This window comes from Gemmiger qucibialis (genome assembly GCF_027689445.1).
In the GTDB taxonomy this organism is placed as follows: Bacteria; Bacillota; Clostridia; order Oscillospirales; family Ruminococcaceae; genus Gemmiger; species Gemmiger qucibialis.
On sequence record NZ_JAQFEN010000019.1, the window covers coordinates 15,277 to 30,384 of the forward strand.

The following is a 15,108-nucleotide window of genomic DNA, read 5'->3' on the forward strand; positions in this document are numbered from 1 at the left end:
GGTTTTGCCAAAATCGTGTAATGTTTTTTGGTAACACTGCACGCTTTTTCGGGGTTAGCGGGTGGTTTAACCAAAGGTGTCTTGCATTTTTCAGCAATCTATTCTATGATATTATATAAATAACTAATTATAGGAGGCACCCACCTTGAGGATCGCATTGATTGCCCATGATTCCCGCAAAGAGCTTTTGGCCCAGTTCTGCACAGCCTATGTGCGTATTCTGTCTCAGAACGAACTGGTTGCCACCGGCGTGACGGGCAAAGTGGTACACGATGCCTGTGGGTTGCCGGTTCGCTGCCTGTACCCCGGTGCACGCGGCGGTGCCGAGCAGATTTCCTCCATGATTGCCTGCGGCGAAATTGATATGCTGCTGTTTTTCCGCGACCCCGTCAACGCCCGGCCCAATGAGCCGAACGCCGTTACCCTGCTGCGCCTGTGCGATACCCGCGCCATCCCCGTTGCCACCAACATTGCCACTGCCGAGGTTTTGATCCACGGCCTGGAGCGCGGAGACCTGGCCTGGATCGAATTGCAGCGCGGGAGAAAATAACGAATATCCACGAAACCCCAGCAAGCATTTGTAGGGCAATACCGCATAATTCTAAGTGCCGATACGGCGAGCGAGGTGCGGCAGATGCCAAGCCAAAAGCGCAGATAATACTGGATGCTGCAAAGGTGAGCGCCGCCAGTGGCGGAAACAGCGAACCGAAGCAGGGGCAGCGGTCGCAGAGTGCGAGGGGCTTTTGCCCCCGAAGCACGATGCGGGTACCGCAACCCGACATTATCGAACATTTTGGCAACGCAGATGCCGTGCCGCAGCTGCCGGAGCGGTGCTTAAGCCGCAAGGCGGGAATTGTGCGGTGTTGCCTTAGATATAACACGATTCCACAAATGCAAAAAGCATGTGCTTTTTCCACCTTTGTCGGGCGGGAAATCACATGCTTTATTTTATTCTATTGCTTCCGTTATCTTTCAGGTAATTTTCAGCGCGCGCTGAACGCGGTAAACCAGGTAGCGGAACAGCCCAACGATCATGCTGCCCTCGCACCATAAATAGTTAGGCAGATTACGCCAGTAAAATTTGGGCTTTTTGATGTTGGGCAGGGCGATCTTGGCTTCCGCATAGCCCTTGGCATAATCATTGCCGAAGCCGCGGTGACGGAACATGATAACTTTCAACAAATAGCCCAGCAGCATGGGGATAAAATTGACAACCAGCATGACCACCGGCTGGTTTTTGTAGGGCAGCAGAATGCTGTTGCGGCCGCTCTGAATGCTTTTGAATGGGTTATACCGCACCGCGCCGGTGGTGGCACCGCAGATATGGCGGCACTTTGCGGTGGGGCAATAGACGTTTTTATAACCAAAATTGTTGGCGCGCCAGCTGAGGTCAACATCCTCATAGTAAGCAAAAAACAATTCGTCAAAAACGCCAATTTTATCCAAAATGGATTTTCTGTACAGTGCTGCGCCGCCACAGGCAGAAAAAATACGGCAGGGCTTCTGGTAGCGGCTGGCTTTCAGGCCGTCGCCGCGCTTGCAGGCAAAGCCCAGAATCGTCACATAATCTCCGGCGTCATCGGCCAGTTCCGGCTCGTAATAGCGCAGCATCAGGCTGGATACCGCAAAAATCTTCGGGTCGCTCTCAGCGGTTTTCAGCAGCTCTTCCAACCAGTTCGGTTCGGCAAAGGCATCGTTATTGAACAAGGCCATATACTCGCCTTTAGCCATGGCGATGCCTTGGTTGACAGCATGGGAAAAACCGGTATTCTCGCTGTTTTCGATCAGGTGGTAGCGGGGGTTACCGCAGTAGCTGTGGGCAATTTCGAGGCTTTCATCGGTGGAGCCGTTATCGATCACGATCAGCTCAAAGTCCTGCTCAGTCTGCGCCCAGATGGATTCGATGGAATCCCGCAGCCAGCCAGCACCATTCAGATTGGGGATAATCACGCTTGCTTTCACTGTGCTTCCCTCCTTTTAATAACCCATGCCGCCAAGCAGGATGGGCATGTAAGAAAGGCCAACGATCACACTGTGCGCCGCAATCAGCAGGGCCAGAATGACCAGGTCCCCCACCAGCCGCTTGATCATGCAGGCAGTGGCCAGCTTCTGGCGTTCCTCCCATTTGCTGCCGCAAAGGCTCCAGTAAATCATCATGATAAGGCCCACCACCGGGATGGCAAACAACAGCAGCGTTGCAAGGTAATGCCCAGTGCCCATCTCTTCCTGTTGCTCGCCCTCATAGCACATGAAAAAGGGATCATCTTTCAGCGGAAATTCATCCTCGTCTTCATCATCCCAGTATTGAACCATATCCGGGTCCACATGGATGGTATAGCGCGGGCGGCTGGCTTCTGCTTTGGTGGGGGGCAGCGCACGGCCGCAGCGCGGGCAGACGGTAGTTCCCTTGGGAGCCACCAGACCGCATTGTTTACAAATATGCAATTCCATTTATACGTCCCCTTCCAGGCTCAGACTGCGGTCCAGCGGTGTAGCAAGAATGATCTGGGTGTTGGTGTTGCCCATCTTTTGCAGGTGGGTCAGCAGGTGTTCCAGTGCATCAATGCCGGGGCAGCTGACCTTGACGATAAAGTTATAGCTGCCGGTCACGCGGTAGCACTGCAGGATCTGCGGTTCGCCCTGGATCATTTTAAGGAAATGGTCCCGTTCCGATATCGCCGTCTGGATGGAAATCAACGCCTGGACTCGGTTATTCTCGCCGGGGTGGTGCAGGCGCACGGTATAGCCGCCGATGATGCCCTCCTGCTCCATGCGGTGAATACGGCTGGACACCGCCGGACTGGTCAGGTTGACCTGTTTGGCGATTTCCTTGACTGGCATGCGGGCGTTGCGCATCATAAGCTGGATGATTTTGCTGTCTAATTCATCCATGTCGAGTCACTTCCTGTCAGTTTTAGTCAATGAGCACAATAAAAATAAAATAAAGCAAATAAACCTTGTATGGCATTACAAAACCGAAAACTCTTTCATTTTCTGTGCATATGCTGAATTATTTTAAGTTATCTGGGCATCATTATAATAAAAGCAAAACAAAATTGCAAGTATTGCATTTGACATTTTAATAATCAAGGTTATAATGTACTTGTAACAAGAAAGAGAAAAACAGAGTATAACCCCTTTAAGTTCCTATTTATTACATTACCATCTTCTGACCTTTATATACTTTCCCACCCCTCTATGCACAAAAGCCCGCTTTTCAAGCGGGCTTTTGTGTTTTTGCCTGCCATTTTGTACTCTGCTTTATTTTATGAAGCAGATTTAATTTGCTTTTTCTCCCATACCCTAGTATAATGATGGGTAGTTTGTCTATTTTTATCTTGTTTTGCAAAAACGGAAAGGACTCCGCTGTGAATACACGTTTGGTCGGCATTTTGATTGACTCTTTTCCTAAGATTTTAATTAACGGCCTTACGGTCACCCTGCCGCTTACGGTCATTTCTTTTGCGCTTGCGTTGGTCATTGCGCTGATTACTGCCCTTGTGCAGACCGCCAAAATCCCCGTTCTGCGGCAACTTGCCCGGTTTTATGTCTGGGTCATCCGCGGCACCCCGGTGCTGGTACAGCTGTTCGTGGTGTTTTACGGCCTGCCCAGCCTTGGCGTACTGATCGACCCGTTCCCGGCTGCTGTGGCCTGCTTTGCCATCAATGAGGGTGCCTACTGCGCCGAGACCATCCGCGCCGCGCTGGAATCTGTTCCCGCTGGTCAGATGGAAGCCGGGTACTGCGTTGGCATGACCTATCTGCAGACGATGCGCCGTATTGTGCTGCCGCAGGCACTGCGCACGGCGTTCCCGCCGCTGTTCAACTCGCTGATTTCCCTGCTCAAAGATACCTCCCTTGCCGCAAACATTACGGTAACCGAGATGTTTATGGCCACCCAGCGCATTGTGGCGCGCACCTATGAATCGCTGCCGCTTTATCTGGAAGTTGCCTTTATCTACCTGATGTTCTCCACCATCCTGACGCAGGTCCAGCGCTGGGGCGAAAAAAAGCTGAACGCCAAGGGCTTCAGCCAGAATTCCTGAGGAGGTGCCGCCATGCAGGAGATGTTGAAAATCACCGGAATCCGCAAATCGTTCAGCACGCTGGATGTGCTGAAAGGCGTGGACCTGACGGTGCACAAGGGCGAGGTTGTTTCGCTGATCGGGCCTTCCGGTTCCGGCAAGACCACGCTGCTGCGCTGCGCCAACTTTTTGGACCAGGCCGAGGACGGCACTATGGTGCTGGACGGCCAGACCTACCATTTGGGCCATGTGCGCCGCGCTGAGATGTACGAAGCCCGCCGCCACACAGCGTTTGTGTTCCAGAATTACAACCTGTTTTTGAATAAGACCGCGCTGCAGAACGTGACCGAAGGGTTGATTGTTGCCCGCAAAATGCCCAGGGATGAGGCCGAAGCCCGCGCCCAAAAAGCGCTGGAAAAGGTCGGCCTGGGCAACCGCGGTGCCAGCTACCCCAATCAGCTTTCCGGCGGGCAGCAGCAGCGCGTGGCCATTGCCCGCGCCATTGCCACCGACCCCAAGATCATCTATTTTGACGAGCCCACCAGCGCGCTGGACCCGGAGCTGACCGTGGAAGTGCTGGCCGTGATGCGGGACCTGGCCGCCGATGGCATGACAATGTTGGTCGTGACCCACGAGATGGGCTTTGCCCGCAACGTTTCTAACCAGGTCGTGTTCATGGAGCACGGCGTTGTGGTGGAACAGGGTCCCGCCAAAGAGATTTTTACCGCCCCACGCGAGGAGCGCACCCGCGCTTTTTTGCGTCTGGTGGAAGATAAATAAAAGTTTTTACATAACCAAGGAGAAGCACATATGAAACTGAAAGCATTGACCGCTGCCGTACTGGCAGCCGCCCTGCTGTCCGCCTGCGGTTCCTCCGCAGCGTCCTCTGCTGCACCGGTAGCGGATACTTCCAGCGAAACCGCTGCCAGCGCCGATAACTCCGGCGATCTGCTGGCCCAGATTCAGCAGCGCGGCGAGATCGTGTTTGGCACCGAGGGCACCTGGTCCCCCTGGACCTACCATGACGAAAACGACCAGCTGGTTGGCTTCGACATTGAAGTTGCCCAGAAGGTTGCCGAAAAGCTTGGCGTAAAGGCCACCTTTGTGGAGGGCGAATGGGACGGCCTGCTGGCTGGCGTGGACGGCGGCCGCTATGACAGCATGGCCAACGGCGTGGAAATTACCGAAGAGCGCGCCCAGAAATACGATTTTTCTGACCCGTACTGCTACATCCGCACTGCCATTATTGTAAAAAGCGATGATGACAGCATCAACAGCTTTGAGGATCTGAACGGCAAGACCACCGCCAACACCATTTCCAGCACCTATGCAACACTGGCCGAAAGCTATGGCGCCAAAACCACCGGCGTGGACGACCTGAACCAGACCATTGAGCTGCTGCTGAACGGCCGTGTGGATGCCACCCTGAACGCCGAAGTAACCTATTTTGACTACCTGAAAGAGCATCCCGATGCGAACATCAAGATTGCGGCTTTGACCAATGATGCTTCCCAGGTTGCTTTCCCTGTGCGCAAGGGCGATGAAACCGCCACCCTGCGCGAAGCTCTGAACCAGGCTATCAATGAGTTGCGCGAGGACGGCACCATTGCCGAGATCAGCGAGAAGTACTTTGGCACCGACCTGAGCCAGGCCCCCAGCGCGAACTGATTTAACAAAATCACAATATAGCATAAAAAATCTCCGTAACCTGCTGTGTTTGGCAAGGGGTGCGGAGATTTTTTGTTTGATGAGCGGTAGATTGCCTGGGAAATGTACTCTTTACGGGTGAGCAAATTCCCATAGAGGCGCGCATTGTGTGCCTGCGAATGTTTGGTTTGTGCAATACCTTGTGGAAACGCTATCACCCTTAGATTGTTGGCGGGCGCACAATGTGCGCCCCCCTACGAAGTGTTCACGCATTTATAAGTGCTGCAAATAATTTGCAGGGGATGATACTTGCATCATCCAGCGGGACAGGAATAGCCTTCATCTTGGGCAATCTGTCTTTATCATATCAGTAGGATGGGGGCATCCGATCCCGCCGGAACATTGGGTATGTAGATATTTCAAATTTTTGCAATGTTCATGGCATTACAGCAGAGCGTGCATCATTCATAATGTTTCGGAACGGTCTTGAGCGTTCCGGGGCTTTGGGGGAAATCCCGTTATGGGCGATACCACCCACTCAACTATTTTTCCCATTCTTAGCCCCATAAAATACATTTTCCCACACCAAAAACCGCCCCGGAAAAGTTATGCTTTCCGGGGCGGTTCTCCATCATCAATAATTTTCCGCGTGGACTTCAAAGTAGCTCTGGGGGTGATTGCAGGTGGGGCAGACTTCGGGGGCCTGGGTGCCCACCACGATGTGGCCGCAGTTGCGGCACTCCCACACTTTTACTTCGCTCTTGGCAAACACTTCTGCCATTTCAATGTTGTGCAGCAGGGCGCGGTAGCGCTCTTCGTGATGCTTTTCAATGGCTCCCACCAGGCGGAACCGGGCAGCCAGTTCGGGGAAGCCCTCTTCCTCAGCCGTCTTGGCAAAGCTGTCATACATATCGGTCCATTCGTAATTTTCGCCCGCGGCGGCGGCTTTCAGGTTGTCGGCGGTATCGCCGATGCCGTTCAGCTCCTTGAACCACAGCTTGGCATGTTCTTTTTCGTTATCAGCCGTTTTCAAAAACAGTGCTGCGATCTGCTCAAAACCCTGCTTTTTGGCCACGGAGGCAAAGAAGGTGTACTTGTTGCGTGCTTCGGATTCGCCCGCAAATGCGGTCATCAGGTTTTTCTCGCTCTGGGTACCAGCATACTTGTTCATAACATTCTCCTTATTCATAGTTTAAGATTTATTCCGAATTAAAGTCTTTTTGCATCAGTATATTATGCCTTGTTCTATAGCCTTATTATAGCACAGTTTTGAGATTTGTAAAGACAATTTTAAGACTTGATATTAAATTTTATCCGTCGATTTTTAGTAAAAAAGCCAGTGCCGGGCAGAAATCTGCCCGGCACTGCCGAAAAAGTTCTTTGATTGTCTTAAATTTCTTTGCCCGTTTCAGGTTGTGGAATGATACCCAGATTTAAGGCAATACCGCATAATTCTAAGTGCCGATACGGCGAGCGAGGTGCGGCAGATGCCAAGCCAAAAGCGCAGATAATACTGGATGTCTTATCGAGCATTTTGGCAACGTAGATGCCGTGCCGCAGCTGCCGGAGCGGTGCTTAAGCCGCAAGGCGGGAATTGTGCGGTGTTGCCTTAAAACATCGGGTATAAGCAGCTGGCACCATAGCAGCCAATCTTTTTAGGGCCGGTGATGGCCTCCCCCGCTGCCTGGCGGGTCACAATCTTTTGCAGGGCCGCCGCCACGGTGAAGATGGTGATGGATTTGCTGCGGCGGTCCACAAACAGTTCGCCGCCACGGATGATATAGCAAAACGGCAGGCATTTTGCTGTATAAAATTGCTCGCCCTGGTGCTGTTGCAGCAGCACCCACACTTCCTGAACGTCCATTGGCTTAGTCCAGCTTCAGGTCGCCGTCCTTGATCCAGCCCTTTTTGCGGAACAGCGCGCCCAGCACCGCGCACAGCACGGCGGGCAGAACAAAGCTGACCAGCAGTAAGCCTGCCCAGTCAAAGGCGGTGATGCCCGCTTTTGCGCCGGATGCCACATCGGCCACCCAGCCGGTGTACACGCCGATCTGACCCACCAGGCCGCAGGTGCCCATGCCGGAAGAAACCGCCGGGCCGTTCATCTGCAATTTGAACACGCAGGTGGCAATGGGGCCGGTAATGGCGGAAGCAATGATCGGCGGCAGCCACACGCGGGGCTTTTTCAGGATATTGGGCATTTGCAGCATGCTGGTGCCAATGCCCTGACTGACCAGACCGCCCACGCCGTTTTCCTTAAAGCTCATCACGGCAAAGCCGACCATCTGGGCGCAGCAGCCCGCAACGGCAGCGCCGCCCGCCAGACCGGTCAGGTTGAGCGCCGCGCAGATGGCTGCGCTGGAAATGGGCAAAGTCAGCGCAATGCCAACCAGCACCGAAACCAGAATGCCCATCAGCAGGGGCTGTAGCTCAGTGGCCCACATGATCACGCTGCCCACCGCAGAAGCCGCCGCACCGATGGCAGGGGCAAACAGCACACTCAGACCCGTGCCCACCAGAATGGTGACCGCCGGGGTAACGATGATATCGACTTTGGTCTCTTTGCTGACAAGCTTGCCGCACTCTGCCGAAACAATGGCGATAAAGTATACGGCCAGGGGGCCGCCTGCCCCGCCCAGGCTGTTGGCAGCACTGCCCACAGCGATCAGGCTGAACAGCACCAGCGGCGGGGTGTGCAGGGCGTAACCGATGGAAGCCGCCATGGCAGGCCCGGCCACGCTCTGGGCGAAAGTACCGGCATCCACCAAAAACTGCAGGCCGATCTGCTCGCCCAGCGTTTTAATGATGGTGCCGATCAGTAAACTGGCAAACAGGCCCTGAGCCATAGCGCCCATAGCATCGATGCCATAGCGATGCGCCGAGAACACAACGTCCTTGCGCTTCAAAAATTCCTTAAGCTTTCCCATACTCTTGCTCCTCTCAGATATCTTTCAGCATTGTACCGCCGAAGTTGTCATGTGTCAAGACACAAATCATGACAATAGTTTTCCACCAAGAGCGGGCAGATTGCGGGCGGTTGTCAAAGATCGGTTTTTGCGGTACAATAATACCAATCTTTTGGCCGGGCGTTTGCCCTGCTGGAATTGGGAGATTTTGTATGGTTGAAACGTTTGATGTCAGCATTACCCCGTACGGGCTGACCCGCCGGACTTTTGTTTACCTGCCGGATGACTGGCAGACTTCCGGCAAAAAATATCCCGTACTCTATATGTTTGACGGCCACAACCTGTTTTTTGACTCCACCGCCACATACGGCACCTGCTGGGGGCTGAAAGAATACTGTGACGCCCACCCCAACTGGATTATTGCCGCACCGGAGTGCAACCACGAGGGCAACAAGCGGCTGGAAGAATACTGTCCCTACCAGTCGGACTGGTTCGGCGGCATTATGGGCACGGGGCATGAATACATGGAGTGGCTGACCAAAAAGTTCAAGCCGATGATGGACAAGCGCTACCCCACCCTGCCTGGCCGCGCCAACACGGCCATTGGCGGCAGCAGCATGGGCGGCCTGATGAGCCTGTACGCCATCACCGCTTACAACAAAGTGTTTTCCAAAGCAGCGTGCCTGTCGCCCTCGGTGCGGCTGTGCATGCCGGAGCTGCGGCAGGAGATTGCCAACGCCACGATCCACCCCGGCACCCGTGTTTATCTGAGCTGGGGCGAAAAAGAGAGCGATAAGCCCGGTGCTTTGGGCGAGTACACCGCCAATGCGCTGGAAGTATGCCGCGCGCTGCTGGGCAAGGGCGCCGCCGTTGACCCCTATATGCAGCCGGACGGCACCCACTGCGAAGCCTGCTGGGCCAAGCAGGTGCCTGCATGCATGGACTTTTTGTTTGGTGGCAAGTATGAGTAAAAAGAAAAAGCGCAGCACCCCCGCGGCTGCCCCTGCTGAACCGGCCAAAGCGGAACACACCCAGCCGGAAGAACCCGCCGTCAGCAGCACGGCCCGCTGGATGGGTGCTTTGTGCTACCTGAGCATTTTGATTTTAATTCCCGCCTGCACCAAATGGCGGCAGGATGAATTTGTACGGTTCCACTTGAACCAAGGGCTGATAGTGTTGATGCTGGCAACCATCTGTGCCGCGCTTGGGTTTGTTCCGGTGCTGGAGCAGGTTGCGTTGAGCCTGACGCTGCTGGTAGATGTGCTTTCGCTGGTGGGGCTTATCACGGCGCTGCGCCGCCGGGCCGCACCCCTGCCGTTCATTGGCCTGCTGGTCGCGCGGTTCCACCCATTTTAATTCGTATATTTTATTTGTATTTTCCAGATTGTATTATTCAGAAGAGTTTTAGTCATATTTGTATATTTGTTTTATATTATTCAAATTGTATTATTTCGTAAAGGAGTGTTTTGTATGAGCAAAGCTGTTATCTTTTTTGCGCCCGGCCTGGAAGAGTGCGAGGGCCTTTTGTGCGTGGATCTGCTGCGCCGTTCCGGTGTGGAAGTAACGATTGCTGCCGTGGGCGGCGAAAAGATCGTCAAATCTGCCCGCAGCATCAGCGTTGTGGCGGATGCCCTGGCCGAAGAACTGGATTATTCCGCTTTTGATGCCGCCATCCTGCCCGGCGGCATTCCGGGTGTGGACAACCTGAAAGCCGATGCCACGGTGCGCAAGGTCTGCACCGAGTTTGCCGCCGCAGGCAAGGTCGTGGCCGCAATCTGCGCCGCACCGTCTGTGTTGGCGGCGTTCGGCATTTTGCAGGGCAAAAAGGCAACGGTTTACCCCGGCATGGAAGATAAACTGATCGCCGCCGGGGCCGAGTACACCGGCCTGCCCATCACGCTGGACGGCAACATCATTACCGGCGAAGCGCTGGGTGCGGCCATCCCCTTTGCGCTGGCCCTCGCCAGCCGCCTGGCCGGGCAGCAAGCATCCAACGCCGTCAAGCAGGGCATTGTGTACCGGTATTGATTTGAAGTAAAACGTTATAAAACATGCAAACCCGCCAGCGGGCGGCAGCGTATCTGTGCTGCCGCCTGCTGGCGGGTTTTATATTTCTTTATTGTTCAAAAGGCGCTGTTGAGAATTTCTTCGCTTACGCAAATTTAACCTCAGTAAAGCCTCTATACAAAGCCTTTAATTAGTAAGAATTTTAATGATTTTTGAGTTTGAACATCATGCCAATATTAGTTAATCTTCATCGTCATCATCTTCATTCAATTCACCAGAGCAGTACGGGCAATGGCTATACTCTGATTCATCATAGACATGATCGCAAAAAGGACACATCTGCATGTCACCTCACCTCCCTTCAATGTATATTATACTATAGTAGCATTAGATATCAATTAGCAATTTCACAAATAAATTGCTCTTCATTTTTACATCCGCCCATTCCCCACAATCTTTTCAAAGCCGATATTCATACCATTCCGTATCTATTTTCTTGAACCCAACGGACAAAAACATCCGCTGGCTCTGCGTGTTGAAGGGGTAAATATTGGCTTTTACCCGTTCCATCCCCTTTTCCCCTGCCAGCTTTATCATCTCCAAAACGCACCGCCGCCCGATGTGCTGGTTCTGGAACACTTTGCTTCCCACAATGGCAATTTCCGCATTATCCTGCAGGGAAACATCCCTGACCAATTCGCCCTCGTATTCGATATAGTAGCAGTCTCCGTAGGTGCTCAAATAATCGTACATGCGACGTAAAAGTTCCATATCGTATGGTGCATCCCGGTTATCCACCTGCTTGCAGACGTCCCTGTCCCGATACCACAGCAGGGACACCGCATCATTCCGATAATAGGGGGCAGCCGGATTTGGTTGCCGATGATTCGTTCTGTCATTTTGGGAGTTCTCTGCAGACTTTTATTGATTTTATATTTTACAGTGTCGGTTCTGTTTCCGCCGTCACCGCGTCCCCCAGTTCCTTTGCTTTGCGGCGCAGTTTGCCCCATTCCGGGGTCAAAAAATAACCGAGCATGGCCACCAGGCCCACGGCATAGCTGAGGGAAACGCAGGCCATGGAGGAAGTGCCGTACCCCAGCGCATGCAGGATATACGCCGCCGGGATGCGCACGGCCCACAGGATCAGCAGGTTGACCACCGTGGTATATTTGACCGCGCCGGTACCGTTGACAAAGCTCATCATGCAGTTGAACACCGCATAAGTCCAGATAAAAGGCAGCACCCACCAGGTATAGCGCACTGCAGCATCCAGAACCGCCGGGTCGCTGCTGAACAGCCCTAGCAGCGGGCGGCAGAACACAGTAGCCACCAGGCCAATCAGTAATGTAACTACACCGGCAGCGCAGGTGATCTGCACCACGCCCCGCTGCAAACGGCGGTAGTTGCCGGCCCCCAGGTTCTGCCCGGCAAACACCACCGCGGCAGAAGAAAACGAGGTGATGGCAATACCGGCAATGCCAGTCACGCGGCCTGCAATGGAGCACCCGGCCACAAACACCGAGCCCTGCATATTATACACAGCCTGCACCGCCACATGCCCCACCGAGTACAGCGAGTTATTCAGCCCCAGCGGCACACCCACTTTCAGGATGGCCGCCAGCTGCGCCTTATCATAGCCATGGGGCAGCAGAGGAAATTGCAAACCCTCGTAATTGCGGCGGGCGTACAGGATGCTGGCCAGCCAGGAAAGATACAGCGCAATGGTGGTTGCCAGCGCCGCACCGGCCACACCCATGCCCAGCACCGCCACAAAGGCAACATCCAGCACAATATTGGTCAGGCAGGAGATCAGCAGCAACAGCAAGGTGGACCGGCTGTCCCCCAGCCCGCGCAGAATACCGGCGTTCATGTTATAGCCAAGGTTGCCCAGGGTGCCCAGCGCCGTGATCCGCAGGTAGAGCACCGCATAATCAAAGGCATCTGCCGGGACCTGCATCAGCCGCAGCAGCGCCGGGCCGACAAACATTGCCAGTATCGTGACCGGGATGGCGCACAGATACAAAAACCATACCGCCGTGCGCACCAGCATGCGCAGCCCATCCGCATTGCGGCGGCCCATTTCCTGAGAAACAAGGATGGACGCCCCGTTGCCGATGCCCAAAAACACGCACAGCAGAATTTCCATTGGCTGTGTGGCGGTGCCCACCGCCGCCAGCGCGGCGGAATCACAGAAATTGCCCACCACAAGGGTATCCACCGTGCCGTAAAGCTGCTGCAAGATATTGCCCACACAGATCGGCAGGGCAAACAGTGCCGCCGATTTGATGATGGAACCGCGGATCATATCAATTTTGCCTGTATGGCTGGCCATGCCGCAAACCACGTTCCTTTCACTTTTCCAGATGTCTTTATGGCAATACCGCATAATTCTAAGTGCCGATACGGTGAGCGAGGTGCGGCAGATGCTAAGCCAAAAGCGCAGATAATACTGGATGCTGCAAAGGTGAGCGCCGCCAGTGGCGGATGCAGCGAACCGAAGCAGGGGCAGCGGTCGCAGAGTGCGAGGGGTTTTTGCCCCCGAAGCACGATGCGGGTACCGCAACCCGACATTATCGAGCATTTTGGCAACGCAGATGCCGTGCCGTAGCCGCCGGAGCGGTGCTTAAGCCGTCAGGCGGGAATTGTGCGGTATTGCCTTATAAAGCTTTCTCTTCGTTCCCACCATTATAAGCAGTTAGCTGTGGGCCGTCCATTTGCAAAATTGAACTGTCCTTGTGGAAAATTCCATTAAAATAAATTGTTTTTTACTGTTCTATACCAAAAGGGCCGCCCTATACCGGGCAGCCCCAAAAAGGCAATATATTTGCCAGTTTTACACCAAAACGTCCTTGATCAGCAGCGAAAGCCCGCCCGTTGCGCTGTGGATGAACTCCACTGCATCATCGCTGTTGCACAGTTCCGCGGGGATCTTGATCTCAATACCGGATTCGGTCTTAAAGCTGCGGCTTTCCAGCTTTTTGATGCGGGACGGGCTGACCGTGACCCGGTCGTTGCGCTCCACGCCGGAATCCGCCAGCGCCTGCTCAAAAGCGGGCACGGCAAGGGGATACTGCTCCTCCATGCGGGTGCGCACATCCTCCACCGAGATGGTGTTATCCACCGCCTGGTTGCGTACCAGCAGCTCCACGGCGGTTTCGGTGCCGCCATCAAAGGGCGGCACATCGTCCAGCTGTTCCGGCTCCGGGTAGGCCTGCTGCACGGCGGCCACAGCGGTTTCGCATACGGCTTTCAGCTTGGCCTTTTCCGGCATGGCCTGGGTGCAGGCAAACACTTTTGTGGAAAGGTAAAAGTCTTTTTTATCGTCCAGCGCCACCTTTTTTTCAATCAGGCGAATGGTCAGGTTGGCGCGGTCAATCAGCGCGGCTTCGTCCGCCTTGCTGTTGCCAGGCAGCAGGGTGCGCTGCGGCGCAATGGTGCTGCACTGGCCGTTGCCCATCACGTTGGTTACATGGGTAAAGCCGGGGCGGTAGTTCAGTTTAAGCACCGCATAAAACGGCACACCGTCCACAGCGCAGTCCACCACGGCCAGGTCACCGGAGGGGATGCCCTGATATTGCAGCAGCTGTTCAAAAATCACACCTGCAATACGGCGCGAAAGGTCAATAAAGTCATCGTTGTGCTGCATCTCCTGCAAAAAGGGGGAATCCGGCAGAAAGCGGCAGTTTTTGCTGTCATCGCTGGCAAATGCCTTTTCAATGCAGACGGAAAAATATTCATAAAGGTCAGCATCCAGCTCCATCGGCCGGTCCGAAAGTACCGGTTCCGATGCGCCGGCATCCAGAATATGTAAAATGACCTGATTGATTTTGACATCCATGGGGGCAGCTCCTTTGGTTTGAATTGGACTATCAGTATAGCATATTTTGCCGAAGTTGGACAGGGCAATTTTTGCCTTCCCGCATAAGGGACCATAGCGGCGGGAATCATGATGGGTAGAAAGAAGGGATGCAGAATGAGTACCCGTATCACCCATCAGGCGGATGGCACCGCCCGCGGCCAAACGCAGCAGAACACCGCCAACAGCATTATTGACCTGCGCAAACAGCCCGCCCACACACCCAAGCAGGCCGAGCCCGCCAAGCCGGACTGCTGCGGCCAGCCGCCGGTGCCCGCCCGCCAGAAAAACGCGCGGGAATACCTGGCCGGGCGCAGCCCCGGCGTGATGCAGAGTTACGCCCCCAACGCCGCCGACAGCCCCGTGGAGGGCTGGGTGGAGGATGACGAAACGGTGCACCGCCTGGCACATTGGAGGGAGGAAGCGATTTATTGAGTGCAGGGTTTGCGGCAAGGCCCGGCAGCGGGACGATGCAAGCATCGTCCCCTACAAATTATTTGCAGCGTTTATCATAATCGGCAAGGTTTCTCTGCGGCGGGATGAGGGCATCCCGCCCTACAGGGATAACATGCCATTTGGCGTGTATACGAAAAAAGCAGAGCTTTTGACAGCTCTGCTTTTGAACAGCACCCCATTTGTTAGACAGTATGATATACTATCTAACAAG

Annotated in this window: 17 protein-coding genes; 8 read left to right on the forward strand and 9 right to left on the reverse strand. The window is 54.3% G+C overall.

What is annotated here, in order from left to right; translation table 11 throughout:
• The first annotated feature begins 145 nt into the window (after positions 1 to 145).
• On the forward strand, positions 146 to 550 hold the full coding sequence (locus tag PG062_RS15170; protein ID WP_114000317.1) for a methylglyoxal synthase: 405 nt from the start codon (positions 146 to 148) through the stop codon (positions 548 to 550).
• Positions 551 to 972: 422 nt separating this feature from the next.
• Here the strand turns inward: PG062_RS15170 and PG062_RS15175 are convergent, their stop codons facing one another.
• From PG062_RS15175 to PG062_RS15185, 3 genes are read right to left on the reverse strand one after another with little or no spacing between them, the layout of a single operon-like run.
• Positions 973 to 1,962 carry a glycosyltransferase family 2 protein gene (locus tag PG062_RS15175; protein WP_270752914.1) on the reverse strand — a complete coding sequence of 330 codons (990 nt, stop codon included), beginning with the start codon at positions 1,960 to 1,962 and terminating at the stop codon, positions 973 to 975.
• Positions 1,963 to 1,977: 15 nt separating this feature from the next.
• Positions 1,978 to 2,451, reverse strand: a complete 474-nt coding sequence (locus PG062_RS15180) for a hypothetical protein (protein WP_270752915.1) — start codon at positions 2,449 to 2,451, stop codon at positions 1,978 to 1,980.
• Positions 2,452 to 2,892, reverse strand: coding sequence for an Lrp/AsnC family transcriptional regulator (locus tag PG062_RS15185; protein ID WP_270752916.1), 441 nt, complete (start codon positions 2,890 to 2,892; stop codon positions 2,452 to 2,454). It lies immediately after the preceding gene.
• A 476-nt stretch (positions 2,893 to 3,368) separates the two neighbouring features.
• Between PG062_RS15185 and PG062_RS15190 the strand changes: the two genes are divergently transcribed.
• The 3 genes from PG062_RS15190 to PG062_RS15200 are packed head-to-tail and all read left to right on the forward strand — an operon-like array spanning position 3,369 to position 5,693.
• Positions 3,369 to 4,046, forward strand: a complete 678-nt coding sequence (locus PG062_RS15190; RefSeq protein ID WP_408611421.1) for an amino acid ABC transporter permease — start codon at positions 3,369 to 3,371, stop codon at positions 4,044 to 4,046.
• Positions 4,047 to 4,067: 21 nt separating this feature from the next.
• Entirely contained in the window at positions 4,068 to 4,805 is a 738-nt protein-coding gene (locus PG062_RS15195; RefSeq protein ID WP_270752927.1) for an amino acid ABC transporter ATP-binding protein, read from the forward strand.
• Positions 4,806 to 4,835: 30 nt separating this feature from the next.
• Entirely contained in the window at positions 4,836 to 5,693 is an 858-nt protein-coding gene (locus tag PG062_RS15200; RefSeq protein ID WP_270752917.1) for an amino acid ABC transporter substrate-binding protein, read from the forward strand.
• 613 nt (positions 5,694 to 6,306) lie between these two features.
• Here PG062_RS15200 and rbr read toward each other — a convergent pair.
• The 3 genes from rbr to PG062_RS15215 form a co-directional block, all read right to left on the reverse strand.
• A complete protein-coding gene (rbr, locus tag PG062_RS15205; RefSeq protein ID WP_270752918.1) occupies positions 6,307 to 6,843 on the reverse strand; it encodes a rubrerythrin in 537 nt (178 codons plus the stop codon).
• Positions 6,844 to 7,281: 438 nt separating this feature from the next.
• Positions 7,282 to 7,536 (reverse strand): hypothetical protein, encoded by a 255-nt coding sequence (locus PG062_RS15210; RefSeq protein WP_270752919.1) that lies wholly within the window; start codon positions 7,534 to 7,536, stop codon positions 7,282 to 7,284.
• 4 nt (positions 7,537 to 7,540) lie between these two features.
• Positions 7,541 to 8,599 carry a PTS sugar transporter subunit IIC gene (locus tag PG062_RS15215; RefSeq protein WP_114000310.1) on the reverse strand — a complete coding sequence of 353 codons (1,059 nt, stop codon included), beginning with the start codon at positions 8,597 to 8,599 and terminating at the stop codon, positions 7,541 to 7,543.
• 191 nt (positions 8,600 to 8,790) lie between these two features.
• On the opposite strand from PG062_RS15215, the gene PG062_RS15220 reads away from it, so the two are divergent.
• The 3 genes from PG062_RS15220 to PG062_RS15230 all read left to right on the forward strand — a co-directional run bounded on the left by PG062_RS15220 (position 8,791) and on the right by PG062_RS15230 (position 10,606).
• The gene (locus PG062_RS15220; protein WP_270752920.1) at positions 8,791 to 9,549 is read left to right on the forward strand and encodes an alpha/beta hydrolase; all 759 of its coding nucleotides are present in this window, start codon (positions 8,791 to 8,793) and stop codon (positions 9,547 to 9,549) included.
• Positions 9,542 to 9,934, forward strand: a complete 393-nt coding sequence (locus tag PG062_RS15225) for a hypothetical protein (protein WP_270752921.1) — start codon at positions 9,542 to 9,544, stop codon at positions 9,932 to 9,934. Before PG062_RS15220 ends, PG062_RS15225 begins: the two co-directional genes overlap by 8 nt.
• Positions 9,935 to 10,048: 114 nt before the next feature.
• Positions 10,049 to 10,606: a DJ-1 family glyoxalase III gene (locus PG062_RS15230; protein WP_270752922.1), complete on the forward strand. Its 558-nt coding sequence runs from the start codon at positions 10,049 to 10,051 to the stop codon at positions 10,604 to 10,606.
• 438 nt (positions 10,607 to 11,044) lie between these two features.
• Here the strand turns inward: PG062_RS15230 and PG062_RS15235 are convergent, their stop codons facing one another.
• The 3 genes from PG062_RS15235 to PG062_RS15245 form a co-directional block, all read right to left on the reverse strand.
• A complete protein-coding gene (locus PG062_RS15235) occupies positions 11,045 to 11,356 on the reverse strand; it encodes a GNAT family N-acetyltransferase (RefSeq protein WP_333559438.1) in 312 nt (103 codons plus the stop codon).
• A 166-nt stretch (positions 11,357 to 11,522) separates the two neighbouring features.
• A complete protein-coding gene (locus PG062_RS15240; RefSeq protein ID WP_270752923.1) occupies positions 11,523 to 12,917 on the reverse strand; it encodes an MATE family efflux transporter in 1,395 nt (464 codons plus the stop codon).
• A 501-nt stretch (positions 12,918 to 13,418) separates the two neighbouring features.
• Positions 13,419 to 14,423 (reverse strand): nucleoid-associated protein, encoded by a 1,005-nt coding sequence (locus PG062_RS15245; protein ID WP_270752924.1) that lies wholly within the window; start codon positions 14,421 to 14,423, stop codon positions 13,419 to 13,421.
• Between the two features lie 135 nt (positions 14,424 to 14,558).
• On the opposite strand from PG062_RS15245, the gene PG062_RS15250 reads away from it, so the two are divergent.
• Positions 14,559 to 14,876: a hypothetical protein gene (locus tag PG062_RS15250; RefSeq protein WP_270752925.1), complete on the forward strand. Its 318-nt coding sequence runs from the start codon at positions 14,559 to 14,561 to the stop codon at positions 14,874 to 14,876.
• The last annotated feature ends 232 nt before the right edge of the window (positions 14,877 to 15,108 follow it).

Excerpts from the sequence above, each read along its gene's own strand:
- rbr (WP_270752918.1), bottom strand. The coding sequence starts at position 6,843 with ATGAACAAGTATGCTGGTACCCAGAGCGAGAAAAACCTGATGACCGCA.
- PG062_RS15245 (WP_270752924.1), bottom strand. The coding sequence starts at position 14,423 with ATGGATGTCAAAATCAATCAGGTCATTTTACATATTCTGGATGCCGGC.
- PG062_RS15225 (WP_270752921.1), top strand. The coding sequence starts at position 9,542 with ATGAGTAAAAAGAAAAAGCGCAGCACCCCCGCGGCTGCCCCTGCTGAA.
- PG062_RS15240 (WP_270752923.1), bottom strand. The coding sequence starts at position 12,917 with ATGGCCAGCCATACAGGCAAAATTGATATGATCCGCGGTTCCATCATC.
- PG062_RS15195 (WP_270752927.1), top strand. The coding sequence starts at position 4,068 with ATGTTGAAAATCACCGGAATCCGCAAATCGTTCAGCACGCTGGATGTG.
- PG062_RS15235 (WP_333559438.1), bottom strand. The coding sequence starts at position 11,356 with ATGGAACTTTTACGTCGCATGTACGATTATTTGAGCACCTACGGAGAC.
- PG062_RS15250 (WP_270752925.1), top strand. The coding sequence starts at position 14,559 with ATGAGTACCCGTATCACCCATCAGGCGGATGGCACCGCCCGCGGCCAA.
- PG062_RS15210 (WP_270752919.1), bottom strand. The coding sequence starts at position 7,536 with ATGGACGTTCAGGAAGTGTGGGTGCTGCTGCAACAGCACCAGGGCGAG.
- PG062_RS15185 (WP_270752916.1), bottom strand. The coding sequence starts at position 2,892 with ATGGATGAATTAGACAGCAAAATCATCCAGCTTATGATGCGCAACGCC.
- PG062_RS15220 (WP_270752920.1), top strand. The coding sequence starts at position 8,791 with ATGGTTGAAACGTTTGATGTCAGCATTACCCCGTACGGGCTGACCCGC.
- PG062_RS15200 (WP_270752917.1), top strand. The coding sequence starts at position 4,836 with ATGAAACTGAAAGCATTGACCGCTGCCGTACTGGCAGCCGCCCTGCTG.
- PG062_RS15215 (WP_114000310.1), bottom strand. The coding sequence starts at position 8,599 with ATGGGAAAGCTTAAGGAATTTTTGAAGCGCAAGGACGTTGTGTTCTCG.
- PG062_RS15230 (WP_270752922.1), top strand. The coding sequence starts at position 10,049 with ATGAGCAAAGCTGTTATCTTTTTTGCGCCCGGCCTGGAAGAGTGCGAG.
- PG062_RS15180 (WP_270752915.1), bottom strand. The coding sequence starts at position 2,451 with ATGGAATTGCATATTTGTAAACAATGCGGTCTGGTGGCTCCCAAGGGA.